Origin of the sequence: Acinetobacter sp. AOR01_HL (assembly GCF_027855455.1) — a bacterium.
Classification (GTDB): domain Bacteria; phylum Pseudomonadota; class Gammaproteobacteria; order Pseudomonadales; family Moraxellaceae; genus Acinetobacter; species Acinetobacter baumannii.
Genome location: NZ_JAKTIM010000038.1, coordinates 171,287 through 194,613, shown reverse-complemented (window position 1 = coordinate 194,613; position 23,327 = coordinate 171,287). Strand labels below are relative to the sequence as shown.

At 38.0% G+C, this 23,327-nt stretch carries 21 protein-coding genes; 10 read left to right on the top strand and 11 right to left on the bottom strand.

Features of this window, described 5'->3' with window-relative positions:
• Positions 1-95: 95 nt before the first annotated feature.
• From antA to MKL62_RS11930, 4 genes are all read left to right on the top strand, one after another.
• Complete coding sequence (antA, locus tag MKL62_RS11945) at positions 96-1,511, top strand: anthranilate 1,2-dioxygenase large subunit (RefSeq protein WP_005128684.1); 1,416 nt, start codon at positions 96-98, stop codon at positions 1,509-1,511.
• Positions 1,512-1,513: 2 nt separating this feature from the next.
• The gene (antB, locus tag MKL62_RS11940) at positions 1,514-2,005 is read left to right on the top strand and encodes an anthranilate 1,2-dioxygenase small subunit (protein ID WP_000076814.1); all 492 of its coding nucleotides are present in this window, start codon (positions 1,514-1,516) and stop codon (positions 2,003-2,005) included.
• 5 nt (positions 2,006-2,010) lie between these two features.
• On the top strand, positions 2,011-3,045 hold the full coding sequence (antC, locus tag MKL62_RS11935; RefSeq protein WP_109850647.1) for an anthranilate 1,2-dioxygenase electron transfer component AntC: 1,035 nt from the start codon (positions 2,011-2,013) through the stop codon (positions 3,043-3,045).
• Between the two features lie 449 nt (positions 3,046-3,494).
• A complete protein-coding gene (locus tag MKL62_RS11930; protein ID WP_005128688.1) occupies positions 3,495-4,553 on the top strand; it encodes an AraC family transcriptional regulator in 1,059 nt (352 codons plus the stop codon).
• Positions 4,554-4,608: 55 nt separating this feature from the next.
• Here the strand turns inward: MKL62_RS11930 and MKL62_RS11925 are convergent, their stop codons facing one another.
• From MKL62_RS11925 to MKL62_RS11905, 5 genes are read right to left on the bottom strand one after another with little or no spacing between them, the layout of a single operon-like run.
• Entirely contained in the window at positions 4,609-5,556 is a 948-nt protein-coding gene (locus tag MKL62_RS11925; protein WP_005128689.1) for a SphA family protein, read from the bottom strand.
• A gap of 54 nt (positions 5,557-5,610) precedes the next feature.
• Positions 5,611-6,141, bottom strand: coding sequence for a flavin reductase family protein (locus tag MKL62_RS11920; RefSeq protein ID WP_000379602.1), 531 nt, complete (start codon positions 6,139-6,141; stop codon positions 5,611-5,613).
• Positions 6,142-6,169: 28 nt separating this feature from the next.
• Positions 6,170-7,408, bottom strand: a complete 1,239-nt coding sequence (locus tag MKL62_RS11915; protein ID WP_005128690.1) for a styrene monooxygenase/indole monooxygenase family protein — start codon at positions 7,406-7,408, stop codon at positions 6,170-6,172.
• A 43-nt stretch (positions 7,409-7,451) separates the two neighbouring features.
• Positions 7,452-8,237, bottom strand: a complete 786-nt coding sequence (locus MKL62_RS11910; protein ID WP_005128691.1) for an SDR family oxidoreductase — start codon at positions 8,235-8,237, stop codon at positions 7,452-7,454.
• Positions 8,238-8,249: 12 nt separating this feature from the next.
• The gene (locus MKL62_RS11905; protein ID WP_005128692.1) at positions 8,250-9,500 is read right to left on the bottom strand and encodes a dienelactone hydrolase family protein; all 1,251 of its coding nucleotides are present in this window, start codon (positions 9,498-9,500) and stop codon (positions 8,250-8,252) included.
• A 328-nt stretch (positions 9,501-9,828) separates the two neighbouring features.
• Between MKL62_RS11905 and MKL62_RS11900 the strand changes: the two genes are divergently transcribed.
• The gene (locus tag MKL62_RS11900; protein ID WP_005128693.1) at positions 9,829-11,172 is read left to right on the top strand and encodes an MFS transporter; all 1,344 of its coding nucleotides are present in this window, start codon (positions 9,829-9,831) and stop codon (positions 11,170-11,172) included.
• Positions 11,173-11,241: 69 nt separating this feature from the next.
• On the opposite strand, the gene MKL62_RS11895 is transcribed toward MKL62_RS11900, so the two are convergent.
• From MKL62_RS11895 to MKL62_RS11880, 4 genes are all read right to left on the bottom strand, one after another.
• Positions 11,242-12,228, bottom strand: a complete 987-nt coding sequence (locus MKL62_RS11895) for an AraC family transcriptional regulator (RefSeq protein ID WP_001987950.1) — start codon at positions 12,226-12,228, stop codon at positions 11,242-11,244.
• Positions 12,229-12,551: 323 nt separating this feature from the next.
• Positions 12,552-13,337: a 3-hydroxybutyrate dehydrogenase gene (locus tag MKL62_RS11890; RefSeq protein WP_005128694.1), complete on the bottom strand. Its 786-nt coding sequence runs from the start codon at positions 13,335-13,337 to the stop codon at positions 12,552-12,554.
• A gap of 33 nt (positions 13,338-13,370) precedes the next feature.
• Positions 13,371-14,792: a GntP family permease gene (locus tag MKL62_RS11885; protein WP_000263722.1), complete on the bottom strand. Its 1,422-nt coding sequence runs from the start codon at positions 14,790-14,792 to the stop codon at positions 13,371-13,373.
• Between the two features lie 443 nt (positions 14,793-15,235).
• A complete protein-coding gene (locus MKL62_RS11880; protein ID WP_001121559.1) occupies positions 15,236-15,748 on the bottom strand; it encodes a hypothetical protein in 513 nt (170 codons plus the stop codon).
• A 226-nt stretch (positions 15,749-15,974) separates the two neighbouring features.
• Between MKL62_RS11880 and MKL62_RS11875 the strand changes: the two genes are divergently transcribed.
• The 5 genes from MKL62_RS11875 (at position 15,975) to MKL62_RS11855 (ending at position 21,212) form a co-directional block, all read left to right on the top strand.
• The gene (locus MKL62_RS11875) at positions 15,975-16,856 is read left to right on the top strand and encodes a LysR family transcriptional regulator (RefSeq protein ID WP_000172956.1); all 882 of its coding nucleotides are present in this window, start codon (positions 15,975-15,977) and stop codon (positions 16,854-16,856) included.
• A gap of 245 nt (positions 16,857-17,101) precedes the next feature.
• Positions 17,102-17,806 (top strand): CoA transferase subunit A, encoded by a 705-nt coding sequence (locus MKL62_RS11870; RefSeq protein WP_001045572.1) that lies wholly within the window; start codon positions 17,102-17,104, stop codon positions 17,804-17,806.
• Between the two features lies 1 nt (position 17,807).
• Positions 17,808-18,449 carry a 3-oxoacid CoA-transferase subunit B gene (locus tag MKL62_RS11865; protein WP_000312583.1) on the top strand — a complete coding sequence of 214 codons (642 nt, stop codon included), beginning with the start codon at positions 17,808-17,810 and terminating at the stop codon, positions 18,447-18,449.
• A 115-nt stretch (positions 18,450-18,564) separates the two neighbouring features.
• Positions 18,565-19,974, top strand: coding sequence for a short-chain fatty acid transporter (locus tag MKL62_RS11860; RefSeq protein WP_005128695.1), 1,410 nt, complete (start codon positions 18,565-18,567; stop codon positions 19,972-19,974).
• A 65-nt stretch (positions 19,975-20,039) separates the two neighbouring features.
• On the top strand, positions 20,040-21,212 hold the full coding sequence (locus MKL62_RS11855; RefSeq protein ID WP_005128696.1) for a thiolase family protein: 1,173 nt from the start codon (positions 20,040-20,042) through the stop codon (positions 21,210-21,212).
• Between the two features lie 59 nt (positions 21,213-21,271).
• On the opposite strand, the gene MKL62_RS11850 is transcribed toward MKL62_RS11855, so the two are convergent.
• The gene (locus MKL62_RS11850; RefSeq protein WP_001983834.1) at positions 21,272-22,168 is read right to left on the bottom strand and encodes a LysR family transcriptional regulator; all 897 of its coding nucleotides are present in this window, start codon (positions 22,166-22,168) and stop codon (positions 21,272-21,274) included.
• Between the two features lie 237 nt (positions 22,169-22,405).
• Positions 22,406-23,302: a LysR substrate-binding domain-containing protein gene (locus tag MKL62_RS11845; RefSeq protein WP_001047845.1), complete on the bottom strand. Its 897-nt coding sequence runs from the start codon at positions 23,300-23,302 to the stop codon at positions 22,406-22,408.
• Positions 23,303-23,327: the final 25 nt, after the last annotated feature.

The window sequence follows — 23,327 nt, the reverse complement described above, 5'->3', positions numbered from 1 at the left end:
CACAAAGTGGATAAAGATCTGGAAAAAACGGATAGAGAGCAATGCTTAATCGCGGTTCAATCAGTTAAAAGCTGATTGATTGGAGGATTGAGTAAATGACCTCATCTAATTTAAAACAATGGAATGATTTTATAGATGGATGTATCGACTTCCGTCCTAACGATGGCGTGTTCCGTATTGCACGCGACATGTTTACCGAGCCAGAACTATTTGACTTAGAAATGGAATTTATTTTTGAAAAGGTTTGGATTTACGCATGTCACGAAAGTGAAATTCCAAACAATCATGATTTCCTAACCGTTCAAATTGGCCGCCAACCGATTATTGTAAGCCGTGATGGTAAAGGCGAATTACACGCGATGGTCAATGCTTGTGAACACCGCGGTGCGACCTTAACACGCGTTGCTAAAGGCAATCAATCTACATTTACCTGCCCGTTTCATGCTTGGTGTTATAAATCAGATGGCCGTTTGGTTAAAGTAAAAGCGCCTAGCGAGTACTGTGAAGATTTTGATAAATCAAGCCGGGGCTTAAAACAAGGCCGTATTGCCAGCTATCGTGGATTTGTATTTGTAAGCCTTGATACTCAAGCAACAGATTCCCTAGAAGACTTTTTGGGCGATGCAAAACTGTTCCTTGATTTAATGGTTAACCAGTCGCCAACAGGTGAACTCGAAGTATTACAAGGTAAGTCATCTTATACCTTTGCAGGTAACTGGAAGTTACAAAATGAAAATGGCTTAGATGGTTATCATGTAAGTACCGTTCACTATAACTATGTCTCTACAGTTCAACACCGTCAGCAAGTCAATGCATCAAAAGGTGCCGAACTCGACACACTTGACTATAGCAAGTTGGGTGCAGGTGACTCAGAAACTGACGATGGCTGGTTTAGTTTTAAGAATGGTCATAGTGTTTTATTTAGTGACATGCCAAATCCGACAGTTCGTCCGGGCTACAGCACAGTTATGCCATATATGGTTGAAAAATACGGCGAAAAATATGCTGAATGGGCAATGCATCGTTTAAGAAATTTGAACTTGTACCCTAGCCTATTTTTTATGGATCAAATTAGCTCACAGCTTCGTATTGTTCGCCCTATGGCATGGAATAAAACTGAAGTCATTAGCCAATGTATTGGTGTTAAAGGCGAATCTGCTGAAGCACGCCGTAATCGTATTCGCCAGTTTGAAGATTTCTTTAATGTGTCGGGCCTTGGTACACCAGACGATTTAGTTGAATTCCGTGAACAGCAAAAAGGTTTTCAGGCACGGCTGGAACGTTGGAGCGATATTTCGCGTGGTTGTCAGTCTTGGGAATATGGCGCGACCAAAAACTCACAAGATTTAGGTATTCAACCCGTCATTACTGGCCGAGAGTTTACCCATGAAGGACTGTATGTAAACCAGCATGGACACTGGCAACGTCTCATGCTCGACGGCTTAAACAAGAAAGCCTTGAAAATGCAGGATATTACTTTTGAAAATAATGCCGTAATGGATGAGGTGTAACCATGTCACAAGAACTACATTTTGCTGTATCTCAGTTTTTGTACAAAAAAGCAGAACTTTGTGATGCTTATGACTGGGATGCCTACCTAGAGCTTTACGATGAAGATAGTGAATATCATATTCCACAGTGGATTGATGACCATAACTATGTTCAAGATCCAAATCAGGGCTTATCTTATATTTATTATGCGGACCGTACAGGCCTTGAAGACCGTGTATTCCGTATTCGTACCGGAAAAGCAGCCTCTGCAACGCCGTTACCACGTACTTTGCACAGCATAAACAACATTCGAGTTAAAACACTGGAAGATGGTCTTATCGAAGCAAAAGTTGCATGGCAAACGCTTTATAACCGTCAAGGTTTAGAAGGCTGTTTTTACGGACACGCTACTTATCTTTTACGCCAAACAGCAGATAGTTTCCGTATTCGTCGTCAGCACAGCATTTTGCTGAATGACAAAATTGATTCCGTTTTAGACTTCTATCACGTTTAAGGGGAATGAAAATGGGACATTCAGTTGCACTTAACTTTGCCGATGGCAAAACCTTTTTCATTTCGGTAAATAACGACGAATTGTTGCTTGATGCGGCAGTTCGTCAAGGAATTAACTTGCCGTTAGACTGCCGCGAAGGTGTTTGTGGTACCTGTCAGGGACAGTGTGAAACCGGCATTTATGAGCAAGAATATGTCGATGAAGATGCATTAAGTGAACGTGATTTGGCCGAGCGAAAAATGTTAGCTTGCCAGACGCGTGTAAAATCAGATGCAGCTTTTTATTTCGATCATGATTCTGCTATTTGCAATGCTGGAGATACCTTAAAAATTGAAACCAAAGTGACTGCGGTTGAGCTGGTTTCAGAAACAACAGCAATTTTACATCTTGATGCAAGCAGTCATGCTGAACAACTTCAGTTTTTGCCAGGTCAATACGCTCGTTTGCAAATACCGGATACTGAAGACTGGCGTTCTTATTCTTTTGCAAATAGACCAAATGCGACCAATCAATTACAATTTTTAATTCGTCTCTTACCAGACGGTGTGATGAGTAATTACCTGCGTGACCGTTGTCAGGTTGGACAAAGCTTACTTATTGAAGCACCGCTTGGTAGTTTCTATTTACGTGAAGTAGAACGACCATTGGTTTTTGTGGCAGGTGGAACTGGCTTATCAGCTTTCTTGGGAATGCTTGATAACTTGATTGATCAGCCTAACTCACCTGCAGTTCAGTTGTACTACGGCGTAAATAGTGAAACCGACTTGTGTGAACAACAGCGTTTACAGGCCTATGCAGAACAGCTACCCAACTTTAGCTATCACCCGATTGTGACTAAGGCAACGGAAACTTGGCAAGGTAAAGCCGGTTATATCCATGAGCACTTAAATAAAGATCAACTGGCCGAGCAAGCTTTTGATATGTATTTATGTGGCCCACCGCCAATGATTGAAGCCGTTAAAAATTGGTTAGATGAACAAGCTTTGCAAAACTACCGTATCTACAGCGAGAAATTTTTACAGAGCAATACCTCACGCTAAAAGTATAAATAGCTTAAAAACTACTAAACCTGAAATGATTCAATATACTCTTATAAGGGGTATATTGAATTTTTGCATTTAAATTAAAAGCTTTTATATATCAATAATATAAAATAATGAATTCCGACAAAATAAATTGACCAGTTCGCATGGATTTGTTATAAATTTTGATAGATCTTAAGGAATAAGATCATGATGAGATTAAGTTATAGCACCTTTTATATCCCCCTATTCTATTTCTCGAATGTATTAAATTGATGGAAAAAATCCGACTTAAAAATTTGAGAAAATCCCAATAACTAGCGGTTAGATTGGTCTATATCTTGCTTATATCTCATTGTATTTTACGCTTAACTTAATTTTTAAGTGCCGTATTTACTTATTGCACAGTGAAAGTTTAAAGCTTTTGCAACATAGGTAAATACAGGAGTGAGCCAAAAGGGATAAATATGAACCAAGCCAACTCCCACGAACTCAATGGACGTCATTTTCAAAATGAGCCGATCTTTACTGATCATAATTTGGTGTTCGATCACCACGATTTAAGCGAAACCTGCCGAAATGTAGGCCAAATTTTTAAACCGCATGATCTTAAAATCTCTCATCAGAAGCGAGATTTCAGTGCAACTATGCACCATGTTAAAACAGGCGCATTGTCTATTAGTCGCTTAGAATATGGCGCAGATGTCATTATTGAACCAGATCATCTGGATAACTTTTACTTAATTCAAATTCCAACTCAAGGCTACGCAGAAATCGAGTTTGGTTCACAAAAGTTTATTTCTTATTATCAAGTTGCCTCTCTTATTTCACCTCAGCAATCTTTACGTATGCGCTGGCATGCGAACTCACCCCAGCTTATTCTAAAAGTGTCAAAGGATGATTTTACTTACCATTGCCGTCAACACATTGCGGATTCAGAGAATAACTTACTCGTTTTTGACCCTAAATTAGATTTTTCTACCCAAGGTGGAGCCTATTTTTTACAGCTCGTTAGAACATTGATGGATGCTTTAGCATGTGATCAGCACCCGCTCCATCATCCATTAGCCTTTAAACAATTTGAGTCAAATCTATTTAATGCACTGATTTATGGTCAACCCAACAATGCATTACATAAGCTTGATCATTATAAAGAAAAAACGGTATCTCCTTATTTCGTGAAGCGTACAGAAGCCTATATTAAAGAACATTTGCATGAGCCGCTTAATGTCGAAATTCTGGCCGAGCATGCAGGCGTGAGCGTAAGAACCCTATTTACTGGTTTTAAAAATTATTTGGGGACAACCCCAATGTCTTATTTAAAAGAATTACGTTTTGAACAAGCCCATTTAGAGCTCATGCACAATGAAAATCTATCTGTCACTGACGTTGCATTTAAATGGGGATTTACCCATTTAGGCCGTTTTTCTCAAGAGTACAAACGCCGTTATGGTGAGTTACCTTCGTCTACTCGCCGATCTGGACAGAGTGAAGGGTCAGGCATAATTACTTCAATTTTTTCTTAAAACAAATAGATAAAAGCCTTTTATATTTGTTGATATAAAAGGCTTTTTTTATGACTTAGAAATGATGAACATAACGAACTTGTAGTCGCGTACCTTCTGGGCGGTTTTCAGCATCTTGCTCAAAATAGGCATTTGCAACCAAGTGATCATTTTTAGAAAAACTATACATCGCACCCGGACCAATTGCCCACACTTGTTCACGTCGACCTTTAACTTTTTCACCATCCACTTCAGTATCTGTGACTTGTTTTAACCAATAGCCATTTAGTCCTAAACGGAACTGTTCAGTAATGGCATAGTCTGTTGCAAAGTTTGCATGAATTACTTGCCCTGCCTGCATATCATTTGCACCTGCAAACGCATAGCTTGGGTCATCATTTTTAAAGTTATAGAGATAATGGATACGTGTTGACGCAGTCCATTTGGGATTAAACCAATATGTGGCAGCCCAATAAGGGTCAAATGAAACGGCATTATTACTTGGATTAATATCTTTTTGCTGGTCGTATTCGCCAGTAGGTAAATTCACTTGAAACTCAAAACGATGTACAAACTTCGGTCCTTGTGCACCCATAACTGGATCGAACTGAATAAAAGGTCCGATCATAATGTCCCCAAAGCCACTTTGGGCTTTAATTGCAGCATTATTCAAGCCATCATCCATGTCCATTTTACTGACAAAAGGAATTAAAAAATTCATACCTAGGCTGGCTTTATCTTTTACTCGGACATTCGATAAATAACTAATCTGCTCAACCAGTACGTGATAATTTAAATCTGTTTTAGGTAAACCGAGTTTTTGTCCATTGGCATCAACCAGTTTATTGCTATCATAATTTTGAAAATAGGTTTGAGCATACCAGCCGGGCCCTGCAGGTAATCCGCCATCGAGAAAGCTGGTCATGCCTAAATTTACGGTCGGTAAATCATAGGCATGTGTAACCAACGGCAAACCTAACAATGTCCCTGCTAAAAAGCCATGTTTAATTAAAGTGCTTTTCATCTTCTTATTTCCTATAAAAAAAATCACGACCGGATTGATCGTGATTGTGGTGAATTAATGTGCTAATTCTGGATGCTCAGCGGCAATTCGATACTTTCCTGCGTGGAATACCAATGGTTCACCTTGGCGCTGTTGGTATTGTTCAATTTGACCAATAAAAATCAGGTGATCTCCGCCTTCATACTGATTTACATTGCGACAAACCAAGGTTGCGAGTGCATCAGTCAAAATTGGAACGCCAGCATTGCATTGTTGATGGGCAATGCCTGCAAATTTGTCTTCGGCACCTCGAGCAAAATGCCCCGAAAGCTGATGATGCTCTTGTGCCAACATGTGAATGGCAAAATATTCTGCTTCTACAAAATCAGGCAAACTTGGCGCCGTTTTTGAAAGGCTCCACAAAATTAATGGCGGATCTAATGACAGAGATGAAAATGAATTGGCTGTCATACCTATTTTCCGGCCATCTTTACCACGAGTTGTAATCACGGTAACGCCAGTTGCAAACTGACCAAGCAAATTACGAATTTCTCTTGGATTTTCGGCATTAATCGCTTGTAAAGCTAAAGTGTCAATTGTGTCCATTTTTAAAGCTCCCTTTGATATTTTGACCTTAGGCTACTTTTGCTGCGGTTTTTGAAGCTAAGAATGCCTGAGCCTGATCTGCATCAAACCACCAAGGAGCAAAAGCGCGCGGGTCATCAAAGTTATTGGCCATAATTGAAGCAATGCTCTGGTTTTGGCTTGCAGCTGCTAGGAGTTCAACGACATGAGGCTCTGGTGGTAATAACAAGCTATTGGTCCAAGCCACGACTTTTTCTGCATAAGCCCAATAGCGTTCAAAAGTTTGAACCATCCATTGTTCGCTAAAGCTTTGATTATCATTGGCTAAAATGGCATCAAAATAGATCTTGCTACACTTAGCCGCATTGTTTGAGCCTTGACCGGTAATTGGATCATTGACCACTAAGGCATCTGCCATGCCAAAAATCTTTTTGCCAGACGGTAAGGTTAAAACGGGCTTACGTACCGTCGGCGGGAAACGCCCTGCCAAATAACCGCCAGCATCAGTTAATTCAACATTTGCGCAGCGTTCATATTCCCAAGGCACAAATTTCTTTAGTAAGTCCAGACTACAATGCAGGTGCTGTTCTGGTGTTTTCACATCTTGCCAACAGTCCATTGGCCCATTTGGAATACCTTCAAATACCATAATGTCGCAAGGCCCATTCACGGTCAGTGCCGGAAATGAAAAGTATTCCCCGACTTCAGGAATAATGTTAAAAGTCACACGTGAATAAGGTGAAATTGGCTTCATGTTTTTGACGTAGGTCAAAGCCAAAGCGCGCTGCGGTTTATCAAAAACACTTCGTACATCATCACGTTCAAACTGTTTAACAACTTCACCTTTACCAGCCGCGAGCAATACAAGCTCGTAGTCGTTTGCGAGTTGTTCTAACTCTTCTATTCCTACATCTTGAATCACCAATCGACCGCCACGGCGTTCAAATTCTTCCATCCAATATGGCATTTTGACGCGTTGATCGACCGATTGAGCGTAGCGCTCAAGACGAGCGCTCCATTCAAATGCTTTACCACCATTTTCAGGGTTCACTAAAGCTAGCCCAATGCCTTCTACGGCTGGACATTGTTCTTCCCAGAAATTTAGTCCCAAGTCACGTTCAGTTTGTAAAGCGGTATGAAACATACACTGGCTTGACATGACTTTACCTTGACGGATTTCATCGGCAGTTCGGTTAGTAATCATGGTTACGTCGTAACCTGTATCTAATAATCCCAAACCAAGCTGTAAACCAGACTGTCCTGCTCCAACAATTGCAATACGGCGCATAATATTCTCCATAATTTTCTAAATGTGCTTTTAAAACGCTGTGCTATTCGGCTAAACGTGGAATAGCGGGCTGTGATCCTTCAGGGCCCATCACTGAATATCCACCGTCGACCGCATAATCTGCTCCGGTGACAAAGCTCGCAGCAGGTGACAATAAAAACAAAACAACATTGGCGACTTCTTCGGGATGACCCAATCGGCCTAGTAAGTGATAATCGGCTGCCACGCTATCGGCTTTTTCACGGTTATTGCCACTGACTTCTGCAATGACGCGAGACCATGTCCAACCCGGAGAAACCGAATTGACGCGAATACCATCGGCAGCAAAATCCATTGCCATGCTTTGGGTGAGTTGACGTATCGCGGCCTTAGAAACCGGATATAACCAACGCCCTGTTTGTGCCACTTTGGCCGAAATTGAAGTAAAATTAACGATTGAACCTTGCTGCTTTTTAAGGTCATGGTATAAAGCACGGCTCAGCTCAACGGTAGAGACCAAATTAAGATCGAGTGCTTGTAACCAGTCCTGACGTGAGGATTTAAAACCATCATCTAAGTAGGTACATGCCAGATTGACCAAGTAACTCACTTCACCTAAATGTTGGTGAATATCCGCCACAGCTTGTTGAATAGCCGCATCGCTGGTTAAATCGGTTTGAATAAACATCACGTCATGGTTAAAGCTTTCGGCAATCGCCTTACCTTTGGCATCAATATCTAAGATAGCGACATGAGCACCTGCACTCACCAAGGCTTGTACAACAGCTTTACCAATCAGTGTTGCACCGCCGCTCACCACAGCAACTTTTCCTTTTAAATCTATATTCATTGCAGATCCTCCTTAACTAACTGGCTTGCCTTCACTACTTGACCAAGATGGCATCAACGTATTGGAAGGAAGATCTTCATCAAGAAGTTTTCGCGCTGTCTCGACACCTGCAACTGGTAAGCCTGTTGGGTCTAATAAACCAATTTGAACGAGCACCGATGCTTGGTCCCAGTAAATATGTTCATGACACAGCTTTGAACCTCTGAACTGAATTACACCTAACATTGGAATTTCGACGTATTTACCAGTTGGTTTTACACCCGGTAATAACCAGTCAATTTCAGCGTCGTGTGTAAAGCTCATAATGAATTCGTCTACCACTTGCGTTGAGCCAACCGTACGAGAGATCGAAGTGATCTTCATATCTTTCGGGTTTTGATGAACAAAGTGATACTGATAAAAACGAGCAAGCTGGCTTTGGCCTACCCCACCAGTTAACGTTGGAATATGGTTGACATAAGGTTCTGCGACCATTGTTGCCATAGTTGCGGGGACGTCACGCGTATCGAACTCATGACGGATATGCTCTTCCCAGAGTGCGACTAGGTCATATTTCGGTCCAATCGTTTCATGTAGAGCTGTTACTGTACGCTCGTGAGCAAAGCGTGCTGAAGGTTTGTGGTAATGGTTGCTTTTTGGTCGTGCAAAGGCATGATCAACACCTTCGTAAATATAGGCTTGTACATTTGAATATTGGTTAGCTGCATCGACAATCACTTGTCTCGCATCTGGCGGTGTAAATTGGTCCAGTTCTGCAATATGTAAAACCAAACGTCCTTTTACGTTAGCTAACTCATCTAAGGCTTTTTCAATACCTACACCGTAATAACCTACGGCACATGCTACTTCAGAAAGTCGACAGCCTGCCAAGTAAGCTAGCTTTCCACCTAAACAATAGCCCACCACGCCGAGACCTGTAGAGGTATCACATTCTGGTCGTGTCTTTAAAAAAGCTAAGCTGTCTTGAATATCTTCAACACCAAGGTTTTCGTCATATTGCTGATAAAGTTCAAAAGCTTTTTGAAAATCATCTGGTGTATAACCGAGTTCAATATTAGGTGCTACACGCCAAAATAGATCAGGAACTAAAACGGTATAGCCTTCTTCTGCAAGAAAATCTGCCTTTTCCCGCATTGCTGCATTCACCCCAAAGATTTCCTGACAAAGCACCACACCAGGTCCTTTTCCTGTTTCTGGTGTCGCTAGATATGCACTGAACTGCTTTCCAGATGCAGTTTTAATTTGAATGGTTTGACCAGCCATAGTGTCAACTCCTGACATTGTTATGGCTTTATCTTCTATCTGAAATTTTTTTTAGACTGTCCAAAAGCTGCAAGCACTATCCAATCTCTGCGTAATTATCAAAATCAATCAAACTGGATAAAAATTAAAAACAAAGAAATATCTATATTTCAAAAACATAAATTAAAAATGAAATTAATACTTTTTATCTAATTTGGAAAAAATGGATGAAGATTAGGACTTATTGGATAGTGAAGACTGGCTAAAAATAGTTCAATCAAAGACACAGGTTTTGTAACGAATACATTGAATTACTCAGGGAATTAAATAATTTTAAGAAGGAATACATATGAAAACGATAGATGCAAACACGATTATCAACCGTGAGAAACTGTCTCCCTTACAGTGGATGGTTTTTATCCTAGGCTTTTTTGTCTTTTTCTGTGATGGTCTAGACACAGGAATTATTGGTTTTGTTGCTCCTGCATTACTAGATGACTGGGGAATTACCAAGCCTCAACTTGCACCAGTTTTAAGTGCAGCCTTAGTTGGTATGTCGATCGGTGCAATCATTTCGGGACCCTTAGCCGATAAATTTGGCCGTAAAGGCGTTATTGTTTTTACCAGCCTCTTGTTTTCCATATTTACGATTTTATGCGGCTTTGCCAATTCAACCCAAGACTTAATGATTTATCGCTTTATTACAGGTGTAGGTCTAGGCGCGGCCATGCCAAATATCAGTACTATTGTCTCAGAATATATGCCTGTAAAACGTAAAGCATTCCTTACAGGTCTTGCTGGCTGTGGATTTATGCTAGGTATTTCTTGTGGCGGCGTGTTGTCAGCTTATCTATTAGAAAGCTATGGCTGGGCCAAAGTGATTATTATTGGCGGAAGCATTCCCCTAATTTTAGTGATTGCTTTGTTGCTTAAATTACCTGAATCAACGCAATACTTAATTACACGTCATCAACAAGATAAAGCACAGCTTATATTAGAAAATATTCAAGGCCATTCTTTTCAAGAACCTGTAAAACTTGTTTTAACTCAAGCAGAAACTGTATCAGATGAAAATCCGGTTAAAGTGGTTTTAGGAAAATATCTTTGGGGTTCAAGCATGCTTTGGCTCTGCTGTTTTACTAGTCTTTTGGTGTTCTATCTTTTAACAAGCTGGATGCCAACGATTTTAAAAACAGCAGGTTTCAGTACCCAACAGTTTAGTTTAATTGCTGCGATTTTCCCTTTTGGTGGTGTAATTGGCGCAACCATTATGGGATGGTACATGGATAAACTGAACCCAACTACAGTGATTAAATATTCATATCTGATTGCTTTCGTCCTATTCATTGTTGCAGGTTTGGTGAGCTCCAATATTTTCTTATTGGGTCTTACTATTTTCTTAATTGGTGCTTTACTCGCTGGTGCACAGTCTTCATTACTGCCACTTGCAGCTATGTTCTATCCAGCAGTATGCCGCGCGGTTGGTGTTTCATGGATGCATGGTATCGGTCGTATCGGTGCAATTTTAGGCGCTTTCTTTGGTTCGCTCATTTTCACTTTCAACCTAAGCTTAAGCGGTATTTTCTTTATTCTAGCAATACCAACCTTCATCTCATTTATTGCACTTAGCCTAAAAGTAATTTATGAGAAATCTAAACACAAACAAGTGTTAAAGCTCGAAGAAAGTCTATAAATATTAATCGATAAATAAAAAAACTGATTTAGTTGCCTAAATCAGTTTTTTTATTTGGAAAATTAAATATCAGAAAATTTTGCCTTTGGTCTCACTTGGGTTTTCTCCAAATTCTTCACGATATTCTTGAGAAAAACGGCTTAAATGGTTAAAGCCCCAGTCATACGCAAGCTTTGAAATAGAAACCTTTTTATCTGCTCCTGTAGTGCTCAAGATTTTGTAAATTTGTTGAAGACGATATTTTTTCAAATACGACATTGGGCTGGTGCCGTAGTATTGTTGAAATTCATCATACAATTTTGATTTTGAAACCCCAGCCAAACGCTGCAAGTCTTCTGCACAGATTTCTTCGTGAGCATGTTCAATAATAAAATTACGAACCTTTCGAATATAAGCTGGCTCATCTTGATGTGAGAGTGACTTTAAAGCTTCAGAGTAGTTGTTTTCTTGAGATAATAGTAAGGCTTTAATTACAAAATTTTCATAGTCTTCAGATAACATCTGTAAACCATAAAAATTGCTATATTGCGATTTTAGCTGTAAAAAATTCTGAATATTCTTCCACCACGCTCCAATCAGTTGCTCAGAGTCTAAGTGCATTTCAGGGTTAAAAATAATAGGCGTTTCTATAGGTTTATTCAGTAAATCTGCAAGGACAATCTGCATACTTCGCTCAGGAATAACCACCTGAAATTTTCTACAGTCTTTATCGATAATCAGATCTTGTTGATCATTATTTGAAACAATTAGGCCTCTGTTTTCATCAGATTGATAATGTGCACCACGAATGTTGAGAGCTTGTCGCCCCTGTATAGGTAAACTAATGCTATAAGCTTTTAAATTTGAGATGTTGATAGCGACGTTTGCACCATAACTGATTGTGCCGATTGCCATTTTTTTATTGGGCAAACGCATTCCGTCATAGTGGAAATCGAGATTATCTTTGTAAATTGTGTCTAGACGGTGTTCACCACAAATTGTGGACATCAGATTCTGCGCAAATTCAGCTTTGCGTGAATAATGATTGAGTTCCATCTGTTGGCTGAGTGATATCATATCCTTTTCACCTAGCTAAAACTTATTGCTAAAAAAGCAACTTGTATGCCAATTAATACCCTTTAATTGACGAGTTTTCCTGAAAATATCTAATCAGGAAATAGCGTAAATATTACTTTCTCATACTCTATTAAATTTTAAAAATGGAAATAAGTTAAATACCTTTAAAGTATAAATTTATACCCTAACGAACTTATTTTCTTAGTTTTTTATAACAACTTATAGTAGAGATAAAGCATTCTTTTGAACAGTAGATAATCATAAATTTTTAACGAGTAAAAAACCGCTTATATAAAATAAGCGGCTTTCATAAAACAATTAAATTATTGGGCCGTATAACCGCCATCCATCACGACAGCTTGGCCTGTTACCCCACCTGCTTTTTCACTCGCAAGGAAAATTGCATAATCAGCGATTTCTTCAACAGATAGCAAACGCTTTTGAGGAACCATTGCCAAAATTACATCCTCAAGTGCACTGTCTAAACTTACATTACGGGTTTTAGCCAAATCTGCAATTTGCCCACGAACCAATGGTGTATCTACATAACCCGGGCATAGAGCATTTACCGTAATACCGTCGCGTGCACATTCTAATGTGGCAACTTTTGTTAGGCCAATTACGCCATGTTTAGCGCTGTTATAACCTGCCTTTCCAGCGAAACCAATCAAGCCATTAATTGAAGCCATATTAATAATACGACCATATTTCTGAGCTTTCATGATTGGAAAAACATGTTTAATACCAATAAATGCCCCAGTTAACATGACTTGAACTAACTTTTGAAAAACAGCCGTTGGAAATTCTTCAATAGGCGCAACATGTTGGAAACCAGCATTATTAATTAAGATATCAACCGTACCAAAAGTCTTTTGAGTAAGCTCAATGGCTTGTTTATAAGCATCTTCATCAGTCACATCACATGGTGCAGATAAGGCATCAAAACCTTGCTCTTTAAGTGAGCTCGCCGTTTCTTGGCACTTTTCGGCATTCATATCAGAAATGACAACTTTGGCACCTTCTTGAGCAAATTTCTTAGCAATCTCTAGACCGATACCACTTGCAGAACCTGTAATAAAAGCGACTTTACCGTCTAAAAGTTTTGTCATTTATTTACTCCTTAATACTTATAACGTGCTGATTTAAACAATACCCGTTACGGTAAAGACCGTAATGACCACAAATACCGCTAACGTTTTAATTACCGTGACTGCAAAAATATCTTTATACGATTGTTTATGAGTTAAACCTGTAACAGCGAGTAAAGTGATAACAGCACCATTGTGCGGTAAGGTATCCATACCGCCTGATGCCATTGCAACCACACGGTGCATGACTTCTGGTGGAATACCCGCAGCTAAAATCGCGGCGTTATATTGTTCAGCCATCGCACTTAAAGCGATACTCATACCACCAGAAGCTGAACCGGTAATACCTGCTAAAACTGTTGTCGTCACAGCCCCATTGACTAGTGGATTTGTAAAAGTACTGCTCATTGCATGACTAATCATGGCAAAGCCCGGTAATGACGCAATAATTGCACCGAAACCATACTCAGATGCGGTATTCATCACTGCTAAAAGTGAGCCACCAATACTGGCATTAATGCCTTCTTTGAAGTTCGTCACTACACGTTGATAATCAAATAAAATTGCAGTAATAATCCCGACAATCAGCGCAAGACCAACTGCCCAGATCGCACCAGTTTTTGCAACGTCTACGGTGTAATCCGCTAATCCAACTGCGGCAAAATCAAAACCATTTGGGTACCACTCTTTGATTGCTTTAGACAAATATTTGTTCATTACGGCAACAAGAATGAGAGGCACAAACGCTAAAAACTGACGAGCCGTACTTCCATTATTTTGCAAGTTCATATCGGCTTCAATTTCTTGAGATGGTGTATTGTCTACGCCAAAACCCGAAAAACCTTCGCCAGCTTTTGCAGCAGCTCGGCGACGCCATTCTAAGTAAGCCAAACCCATGCATAGAACAAAAATAGCACCAATAATTCCTAGAAATGGTGCGGCATAAATATTGGTGCCAAAGAATGTGGTTGGAATTACGTTTTGAATTTGTGGTGTACCAGGCAATGCATCCATGGTAAATGTAAATGCACCCAGCGCGATGGTTCCTGGAATTAAACGTTTTGGAATATTCGCTTGTCTAAAAAGCTGGTTTGCAAAGGGATAAATTGCAAATACAGCAACAAATAAACTTACACCGCTATAGGTTAAAATTGCACCTAGTAATACAACCGTTAAAATTGCTTTTTTTGCCCCAATCCATCTTACAATGGTTCTAGCAATAGACTCAGCAATTCCTGACATTTCAACGACTTTACCGAAAATTGCCCCCAGCAAAAACACAAGAAAGTAATCTTTAATAAAGTTCACCATTTTGGGCATAAAAACACCCGAATAAAACGGTAAAACATTGGCTGGATTAATGAGTAAAACTGCAAGTAAGGCACAAATTGGTGCCATGAGAATGACAGAAAAGCCCTTGTAAGCTGTATACATCAACAGCCCAAGCGAAAGTAGAATTACAAATAATTCCCACATATATTCTTTCTCCCTAAAGAATAGATATTAGGTTCAATAAAATTACCAAAAGATATTTAGGTTATCCCAAACCTATAATGATAAAAATCACAATATCCATGTGTGGTAATAGGTAAATGAGCTTAAAAATAAAATATCACTAAAATATTTAAAAACAATGTAATTTATTAAAATTTTTAAATCATAATAAATTACAATCACTTATTTGGCTCTCTTGGTAAAATTTAATTATTAAAAAATATTATTGTTTTATAAAACTTATTAATTATTGAGTAAATTAAATTAATGTTTCTATATTATTTAATAAAGCCAATTGAATAATATATTTTTTAAATTAATTTAAAAAATATTTTATTAGTTGAGATCAGTAATTTTTTATAAGAAATAAAAAAAATAGATAGCGGTAATTTTTTATCTCTCTAAAGATTTTCTACTATGTACTTTTAATATTTAATTTCTACTATAATAATATAAACAATATAAATTAATATATAGATTAGCGCTGCCAGTACCCCACCGATTACTAGTGCGATCTCCATTGAATTAGAGGGATTATTTTCTGGTTTTCTAGCAAAAATTACCGGGTATTTTGCATTCTTAATTTTTTCTTCAGCAATTCGATAATGCTTTTTACCTATTCTTATAAAAATAAGGATACAAATAATAGGTAAAATAAATGATGAGTAATAAACTAATGAATCTACTGACAATTTATTATTGATCGCATCATCACATTTATGAAAATAATTTTGATTTTCTTTACTTAATTTACTGATTTTTTCAGGAGTAATTTGACTAAAATCAAAATCATTACGGCAACCAGATATAAAGACATCTTTGGCATCTCTAGAACTACTTGACCCACTACTCGTATGACGCATATGTACTGTTGTATAAGACATAATATTATTACAAAATAAAAAGCTAAATTTTATTAGATTAATAATAATTGGCAACCTAAACCTTCCTTAGCTGATATTTCCAAATAGTAGCGGCTGGATCCTGCGTTTCATCATACTTTGCTAAAAACACTGATTAATTCAGCTAGAAAAATTTACTAAAGTAATTCAGCACATTGAGCTCTACTTGCTTTTTCATAATTTTTTGTCAAAAAACATCATATTAGGCAAATTTTCGTATAAATTACTCTTCTAGGTAAGTTGAGTAATTTAAAGGAAAGAAATGACGCTTAAACAACTAAAAGCTTTTTTGGCCCTTGCGCGTACACTCAACTATGCCAATGCTTCTTTAGAGTTACATCTCAGCCAATCTGCTTTAAGTCTCACCATCAAAAGCTTAGAGGAAGAATTAGGCGGTAAACTGTTTAACCGTAATACACGCCGTGTTGAACTTACCCAAGAAGGCAAATCGCTCATTCCATATGCAAAAAAACTCCTTGCCAATTGGGATGAAATGGAGAACGATGTTAAACAGCGCTTTAAACTCAATCGCGGAACATTAAGTATTGCCTCAATGCCCTTTGTGACTCATGCAATTTTGCCAGAGGTGATTCATCAATTTTTAGCAGTCCATCCCAATCTTAATTTTTCAATTCACGATATTCCAAATGAGACCATTATAGAAAAAGTACAAGATGGTATTTTTGAGCTTGGTATTTGTTTTGAACCTGATCTCACCGAAGGTTTAGAGTTTAAACCGTTGTTTGAAGAAGACTTCTTAGCTCTATTACCTAAGAGTCACCCACTCGCTCAATCATCTTCTATTACATGGCATGAGCTTTGTTCAAATCCATTTGTAACCTTGCAAAAACCCTCAATTGTTCGATATTTAGTTGAGCAAAATTGTTTGCGAAATAATATAACGCTAGATTTAAAAGTTGAATGCCACCAAATTTCATCTCTTTCAAGTTTCGTTGCTTATGGAATTGGAGTAAGTGCAATTCCAAGGCATTTTGCTAAACACATTGATAAAGAACATAACGTACTGATTGATTTAAAAGATGAAGCCATTCATAAAACAGTAGGAATTGTTTATAAAAAGAACTTTGAAATTTCAAATATTTCTGCTCAATTTATTGAGGCACTGGTTCAATATAAATTTTAAAAAATTAAAGATTGTCTTTTAGTATAAGTTAAGCTTATGGATAAGTTAAATTCTTTAATTTTTATAAGTTTCAATATGTTGTAGATTGATTTTTAAATTTTTTAGCTTGTATGCGTCTTAAGTTTTGTACTTAATTTGATATTATTCATTGATTATACTTATTAATCATTTAAAAAAATTAACTTCTATAACACAAAATGTGATGCTAAAACTAGAAACACTAAGGGATATAGGAAAACAACAGAATGAATAAAGTTTATGCCAACGCAGAGGCAGCACTGAAAGATGTAATTACAGACAATCAAACACTTGCTGTTGGTGGTTTTGGTTTGTGTGGAATTCCGGAAAAACTAATTGTTGCAGTTAAGCAAAGTGGTGTGACTGGTCTAACTTGTATTTCAAATAATGCAGGTGTAGATGATTTTGGTTTAGGTATATTGCTTCAAACCAAACAGATCAAAAAAATGATCTCTTCTTATGTGGGTGAAAATAAAGAATTCGAGCGCCAATATTTAAATGGTGAATTAGAAGTTGAACTAACCCCACAAGGCACCTTAGCTGAAAAGTTACGTGCTGGAGGTGCTGGAATTCCAGCATTTTACACACAAACTGGTGTAGGTACACTCATTGCTGAAGGTAAAGAAGAACGTATTTTTAACGGCAAAAATTACATTTTAGAAGAATCTTTAACAGCTGATGTAGCTCTTGTTAAAGCATATAAGGCAGACAAGGCAGGTAATTTAGTATTTCGTAAAACTGCACAGAATTTTAATCCCGAATGCGCAATGGCTGGAAAAATTACAATTGCAGAAGTTGAACAGGTGGTTGAAATTGGGGAACTGGATCCGGATGAAATTCATTTACCAGGTATATATGTGAACCGCATTGTATTAAATGCATCACCTGAAAAACGCATTGAGCATAAAACTTTAAGCACGGAGGCAGTATAAAATGGCTTGGTCACGTAATGAAATGGCACAACGTGCTGCAAAAGAACTTGAAGATGGTTTTTATGTCAATTTAGGTATTGGTTTACCTACTCTTGTTGCCAATTATATTCCTGAAAATATTAATGTTTGGCTTCAATCTGAAAATGGCCTATTAGGTATTGGTGAATTCCCGACTGAAGAAACTGTCGATGCCGATTTAATTAATGCCGGCAAACAAACGGTTACTGCTCGCCCTGGTGCAGCCTTTTTCTCAAGCTCAGAATCTTTTGCCATGATTCGTGGTGGCCATGTCAACATTGCAATTTTAGGCGCAATGGAAGTTTCTGAAAAAGGAGACTTAGCGAACTGGATGATTCCGGGTAAAAAAGTCAAAGGTATGGGCGGTGCAATGGACTTGGTTGTTGGTGTTCAAAAAGTTGTTGTTCTTATGGAACACTGCGCAAAAGACGGTACACCAAAAATCGTGAAAAACTGTAGTTTGCCTTTAACAGGTAAAGGTGTTGTTCATCGCGTAATTACAGACTTAGGCGTAATGGATATTACGCCACAAGGTGTAGAGCTCATTGAACTTGCTAAAGACGTAACGCTCGAACAAATTCAAGCTGCTACAGGTGTCGAGTTTTATAAAACCTTAGTCGCGTAAATTCTAAGGCTTAGTTAGCTGTACAAGACTCAAGTTAGTAAGTGAGCTTGAGTCTTAGCCCTATCAAGCACCGGATGTGCTGTCTATAAATAAGAATGAGAAGGATTTTTCAGCTATGGAAAAACAGCAAGGAATTTTTGAAAGATTTGCTCTTCGGATTAGTGACTGGTCTGAAAAATGGTTTCCTGATTCATATATTTTTGCTCTGCTTGGCGTCATTATTGTCTCTGTTGCCGCCTTGGGTATTGGTGCTCCAATCCATGATGTAGCCACTTCATTTGGTAATGGCTTCTGGAGTCTTATTCCCTTTACCCTACAAATGACTATGCTCATTATTGTAGGTTATGTTGTTTCTGTATCTAAGCCCGTAAAATTCCTGATCCAAAAAATGGCGCGTATTCCAAGTTCTGGACGTGGTGCTATTGTTTTGGTGGCAACCGTTAGTTTATTAATTTCACTAGTCAATTGGGCAATAAGTACGATTCTTACTGCACTTTTAGTGATTGCATTAGCAAAACGTAAAGAGCTGAATATGGATTATCGTGCTGCTGCGGCAGCTGCAATCATTGGTATGGGAGCAACTTGGGCTCTTGGAATTAGTTCATCAGCAGCACAGCTTCAGGCAAATAAAACCAGTTTACCTGAGTCAATTTATAACCTGACTGGTGTTATTCCATTTACCGAAACCATTTTCCTTTGGCAATCAATTGCAATGACCATTATTTTAGTGATTGTTTCAATCGCTATTGCATATTGGTCTGCCCCAAAAGGCAATAGCGTTAAAACCATTGATAGTTTTGATGTGCAATTTGAAGAAGAAAAAACAAATGAAGTAAAATCTACTCGTCCAGGTGACTGGTTAGAAAATTCGCCTATCTTAACGATTATTGTGGTGGTTTTAGGCTTAATCTGGATGTTTTTTGAATTTTCAAAAAGCAATCCCATCATTGCCATTTCAAGTCTCAACACCTACAACTTCGTGTTTTTAATGCTTGGTCTAGCATTGCATGGCACACCACGAAACTTTTTAAATGCAGTTTCAAAAGCAGTTCCAGCTGTATCAGGAATCTTAATTCAGTTTCCACTTTACGGAAGCATCGCTTTTATTATGACCCAAGCTTTAAATAGCCAAGACTTATCGCTGTCACATTATATTGCCGAGTTTTTCGTTTCAATCGCCTCAAAAGAAACCTTTGCAATTGTGATGGGAATTTACTCTGCGGTACTTGGATTTTTTGTACCGTCAGGTGGTGGAAAATGGATTATTGAAGCCCCATATGTAATGCAAGCAGCAAATGATTTAAAGGTTCATTTAGGCTGGTCTGTACAAATTTATAATGCAGCCGAAGCTTTACCAAACTTAATCAATCCATTCTTTATGCTTCCAATGTTAGGCATTTTAAAACTAAAAGCAAAAGATGTGATTGGTTTTACAGTGACACAGCTCGTTGTGCATTTTCCTTTAGTTTTATTCTTGCTGTGGTTCTTTGGTAGAACGCTCAGCTATACCCCTCCAACTTTTTAATTTAGTGGCGCCTTTAGTTTAGGCTAAAGGCAAATTTAGCAAATACACCAATAAGAGATATTAAGATGAGTTCAATTGTTATAGTTTCAGGTAGCCGTACTGCAATGGGTGGTTTTCAGGGTAGTTTATCTTCTCTAACTGCTCCAGAACTTGGCGCTGCTGTCATCCGTGAATCGATCCAACGTGCAGGTGTTAAGCCGGAACAAGTAGATGAAGTGATTTTCGGTTGCGTACTCAGTGCAGGTATTGGTCAAGGCCCTGCTCGTCAAGCCATGCGTAAAGCTGGCGTGCCTGATCATGTCGGAGCTGTGACCATTAATAAACTTTGCGGCTCTGCAATGAAAGCTGTGTTAATGGCATCAGATACCTTAAAAGCAGGCAGTGCCAATATTATTGTGGCTGGCGGCATGGAATCTATGACGAATGCACCTTATATTTTGCCTAAAGCTCGCGGTGGTTATCGTATGGGACACGGCGAAATTAAGGATCATATGTTTTTAGATGGCCTCGAAGATGCAGAAACAGGTCGTTTAATGGGTTCTTTTGCTCAAGACATGGCAAATACCAAAGGCTTTACCCGTGAGCAAATGGATGACTTTGCAATTTCTTCACTTAAAAAAGCACAAACTGCAATTACGGAAGGTTATTTCAAAGAAGAGATTGTTCCTGTTGAAGTAAAAACACGTAAAGGTGTCGAAGTTATTGATCAAGATGAGCAACCATTAAAAGCTAATCTTGAGAAGATCCCAACATTGCGTCCAGCTTTTAGTAAAGATGGGACAATTACAGCTGCTAACTCAAGCTCGATTTCTGATGGTGCTGCTGCGTTAGTACTTACCACTGAAGAATATGCTCAAAGCCATAGTTTAAATACTTTAGCAAAAATTGTTGCAACTTCTACTCACTCACAACATCCAAGCGAATTCACAATTGCTCCAATTAGTGCAATTCAAAAAGTACTTGAGCGTGCTGGTTGGTCTGTTGATGAAGTAGATGCTTGGGAAATTAATGAGGCTTTTGCAATGGTGGCAATGACACCAATTCATGAGCTAGGAATTGATGAAGCAAAAGTAAACGTCCATGGTGGTGCATGTGCATTAGGCCATCCAATTGGTGCTACAGGTTCAAGAATTATCCTTTCTCTTATTTATGCATTAAAACGCTTAGGTAAAAAGAAAGGTGTCGCTGCCCTTTGTATTGGTGGTGGTGAAGCAACAGCCGTTGCGATTGAAATTTAATTTAAAATTAAAAGAAGATGTAAGGATTTTCTTACATCTTCTTTTTATAATTAAAACTTTTAAGCAGTTTTAAATAGTTCATAACAAGTTTGACGGAACCATTTATGGCTACTCTTATGGTGACAAGACATATGCCAATGTTGCTTAACATCATAAGTTGGAAAATCAAGCGGTGCCGGTAAAATCTGTAAGTTCTCTCTAACCAATAAAACCTGACTTAAATAATATGGCACAGTGGCAATAGCATCTGTTTCTTGAACGACCAATCCCACACCTAAATAACTTGGTAAACGAATTAAAATATTTCGATCCAGCCCTTTATTCTGCAGCTCATTTTTAATGTGATAATGCCCAATACCCGCATCAATATCGATGTGAGATTCACGCATATAATCCTCTAAAGTGAAATTATTTGGGTCTAAACGTGGATGGCTTTTTGAGCTAATTACGACATAGTGTTGACGAAAAAACTTCTGCTGATAAAAACCTTCTTCTAACTGCGGTAAAAAACCTATGGCTAGATCAATTTCACCGTTTGCCATTTGATAGCTAGTTTCTGGTGTAATCGGCCTAATATTTAAGCGAATCAAAGGGGCTTTTTCTTTTAAATAATTGGTTAGTTGCGGCAACAAAACCAAATGAGACACATCAGTCATCGCAATCGTAAACAACTGATCTGAGGTCAAGGGATCAAAGTTCACATTAAAATTATTAATGCTTTCAACCTTATCAATAACTTCGCTAATGAGTGGAAAAATTTGCTTTGCCAGTTCAGTCGGAATCATTTCATTACCGACTCGAATAAACAAAGGATCATTAAAATGTTGGCGGATTTTGTTTAGACCATTACTAACGCTCGGCTGTGTCAAACCAATGGCATCTGCAGCCATTGAAACACTTTTGAACCGATAAATATGATAAAAAATATTTAATAATCTACTGTCTAGATCAAACAAAATTGTCTCCGCTTGGACTCAATAATCCATTGAAATAAGCTCAAAGTAGGTATGAAAGAGATAAATACTCCTATACTCTACTTTTGACTTATTGAAATTTACTCTAAATTATCAAAGAATTTAGACAAGGGGCAATGCTTTATACTGCCTTTCATCGTAAAGACCAAAGCATAATCTACTTATTTGCTTAATTTATATATAAATATCGTGTACTTCATTATTTCAAACGAGTAGACGTTATAGATCTTGCTGACCTTTAAAACCATTCCATATTTTCTGTACCGACTTATTATCACTCAAATTATTTTTGAAGATGTAAATATCTTGAGCAAGGCAATATTCTTGTTGGTCTAAAATGACTAATTTTCCGGCTGCAAGGTCTTCTTCAACATTAATTTTTGGAATCCAAGCAACCCCTAGACCTTGTAAAACCAGCTCTTTTAAATTGGTGGCATTATCTGTTTCATATAACGTTTTATATATAAGCTTACCTTCAATCAGTTGATCCACCAGTTTTCTTAAGTACGCGTGTTTACTATACGCTAACAGAGCAAAGTTACTTTGTATTGTATGTTTCGGGCTATGGTCGGGTTCAGTTGCAGAGACCGGTACAATAACCGTTTCAGCAATTTTGATACCACTTAAAATATCATCCCCAACTTTTCTAATATTGCTTTTATCTGCATAGCAAATCATAAAGTCACAAGCACCTTCTTTTAACAAAGACAGGCCTTCTCCACTATTCGTTGCGACAATTTCAATTTTTAAATCACGAATAAGTGTAGGAAATTTCTTTAAAAAAGTAGTTAAAAATCCAGAAGCTAAAGAATGAACAACGCAGAAACGAATGGTCGATTCAGTTTCATTTTTAATATTTTTAATGAGTTTTGCGGTCTCCTCTACCTGTTTTTCAATATTTTTAGACATCACTAATAAAATTCGACCAATGTCTGTAAATTCGATGTTGTTTTTGTTGTTCCTAATAATGACTTCAGCACCAATCATTTCTTCAATTTGTTGAATTCTTCGAGTAAATGCAGACTGGCTAATAAATCTTTTCTCTGCTGCTTTTGAGATTGAACGTTCACGTTCTAATGTGAGGAGATCCTCTACCCAACGGACTTCTAAATTCATCTTATCTATTCCCTTTTAGATTTGT

What these genes read in the sequence shown, in the direction of transcription:
- antA (WP_005128684.1), top strand. Translation starts at nt 96, where the DNA reads ATGACCTCATCTAATTTAAAACAATGGAATGATTTTATAGATGGATGT.
- antB (WP_000076814.1), top strand. Translation starts at nt 1,514, where the DNA reads ATGTCACAAGAACTACATTTTGCTGTATCTCAGTTTTTGTACAAAAAA.
- antC (WP_109850647.1), top strand. Translation starts at nt 2,011, where the DNA reads ATGAAAATGGGACATTCAGTTGCACTTAACTTTGCCGATGGCAAAACC.
- MKL62_RS11930 (WP_005128688.1), top strand. Translation starts at nt 3,495, where the DNA reads ATGAACCAAGCCAACTCCCACGAACTCAATGGACGTCATTTTCAAAAT.
- MKL62_RS11925 (WP_005128689.1), bottom strand. Translation starts at nt 5,556, where the DNA reads ATGAAAAGCACTTTAATTAAACATGGCTTTTTAGCAGGGACATTGTTA.
- MKL62_RS11920 (WP_000379602.1), bottom strand. Translation starts at nt 6,141, where the DNA reads ATGGACACAATTGACACTTTAGCTTTACAAGCGATTAATGCCGAAAAT.
- MKL62_RS11915 (WP_005128690.1), bottom strand. Translation starts at nt 7,408, where the DNA reads ATGCGCCGTATTGCAATTGTTGGAGCAGGACAGTCTGGTTTACAGCTT.
- MKL62_RS11910 (WP_005128691.1), bottom strand. Translation starts at nt 8,237, where the DNA reads ATGAATATAGATTTAAAAGGAAAAGTTGCTGTGGTGAGCGGCGGTGCA.
- MKL62_RS11905 (WP_005128692.1), bottom strand. Translation starts at nt 9,500, where the DNA reads ATGGCTGGTCAAACCATTCAAATTAAAACTGCATCTGGAAAGCAGTTC.
- MKL62_RS11900 (WP_005128693.1), top strand. Translation starts at nt 9,829, where the DNA reads ATGAAAACGATAGATGCAAACACGATTATCAACCGTGAGAAACTGTCT.
- MKL62_RS11895 (WP_001987950.1), bottom strand. Translation starts at nt 12,228, where the DNA reads ATGATATCACTCAGCCAACAGATGGAACTCAATCATTATTCACGCAAA.
- MKL62_RS11890 (WP_005128694.1), bottom strand. Translation starts at nt 13,337, where the DNA reads ATGACAAAACTTTTAGACGGTAAAGTCGCTTTTATTACAGGTTCTGCA.
- MKL62_RS11885 (WP_000263722.1), bottom strand. Translation starts at nt 14,792, where the DNA reads ATGTGGGAATTATTTGTAATTCTACTTTCGCTTGGGCTGTTGATGTAT.
- MKL62_RS11875 (WP_000172956.1), top strand. Translation starts at nt 15,975, where the DNA reads ATGACGCTTAAACAACTAAAAGCTTTTTTGGCCCTTGCGCGTACACTC.
- MKL62_RS11870 (WP_001045572.1), top strand. Translation starts at nt 17,102, where the DNA reads ATGAATAAAGTTTATGCCAACGCAGAGGCAGCACTGAAAGATGTAATT.
- MKL62_RS11865 (WP_000312583.1), top strand. Translation starts at nt 17,808, where the DNA reads ATGGCTTGGTCACGTAATGAAATGGCACAACGTGCTGCAAAAGAACTT.
- MKL62_RS11860 (WP_005128695.1), top strand. Translation starts at nt 18,565, where the DNA reads ATGGAAAAACAGCAAGGAATTTTTGAAAGATTTGCTCTTCGGATTAGT.
- MKL62_RS11855 (WP_005128696.1), top strand. Translation starts at nt 20,040, where the DNA reads ATGAGTTCAATTGTTATAGTTTCAGGTAGCCGTACTGCAATGGGTGGT.
- MKL62_RS11845 (WP_001047845.1), bottom strand. Translation starts at nt 23,302, where the DNA reads ATGAATTTAGAAGTCCGTTGGGTAGAGGATCTCCTCACATTAGAACGT.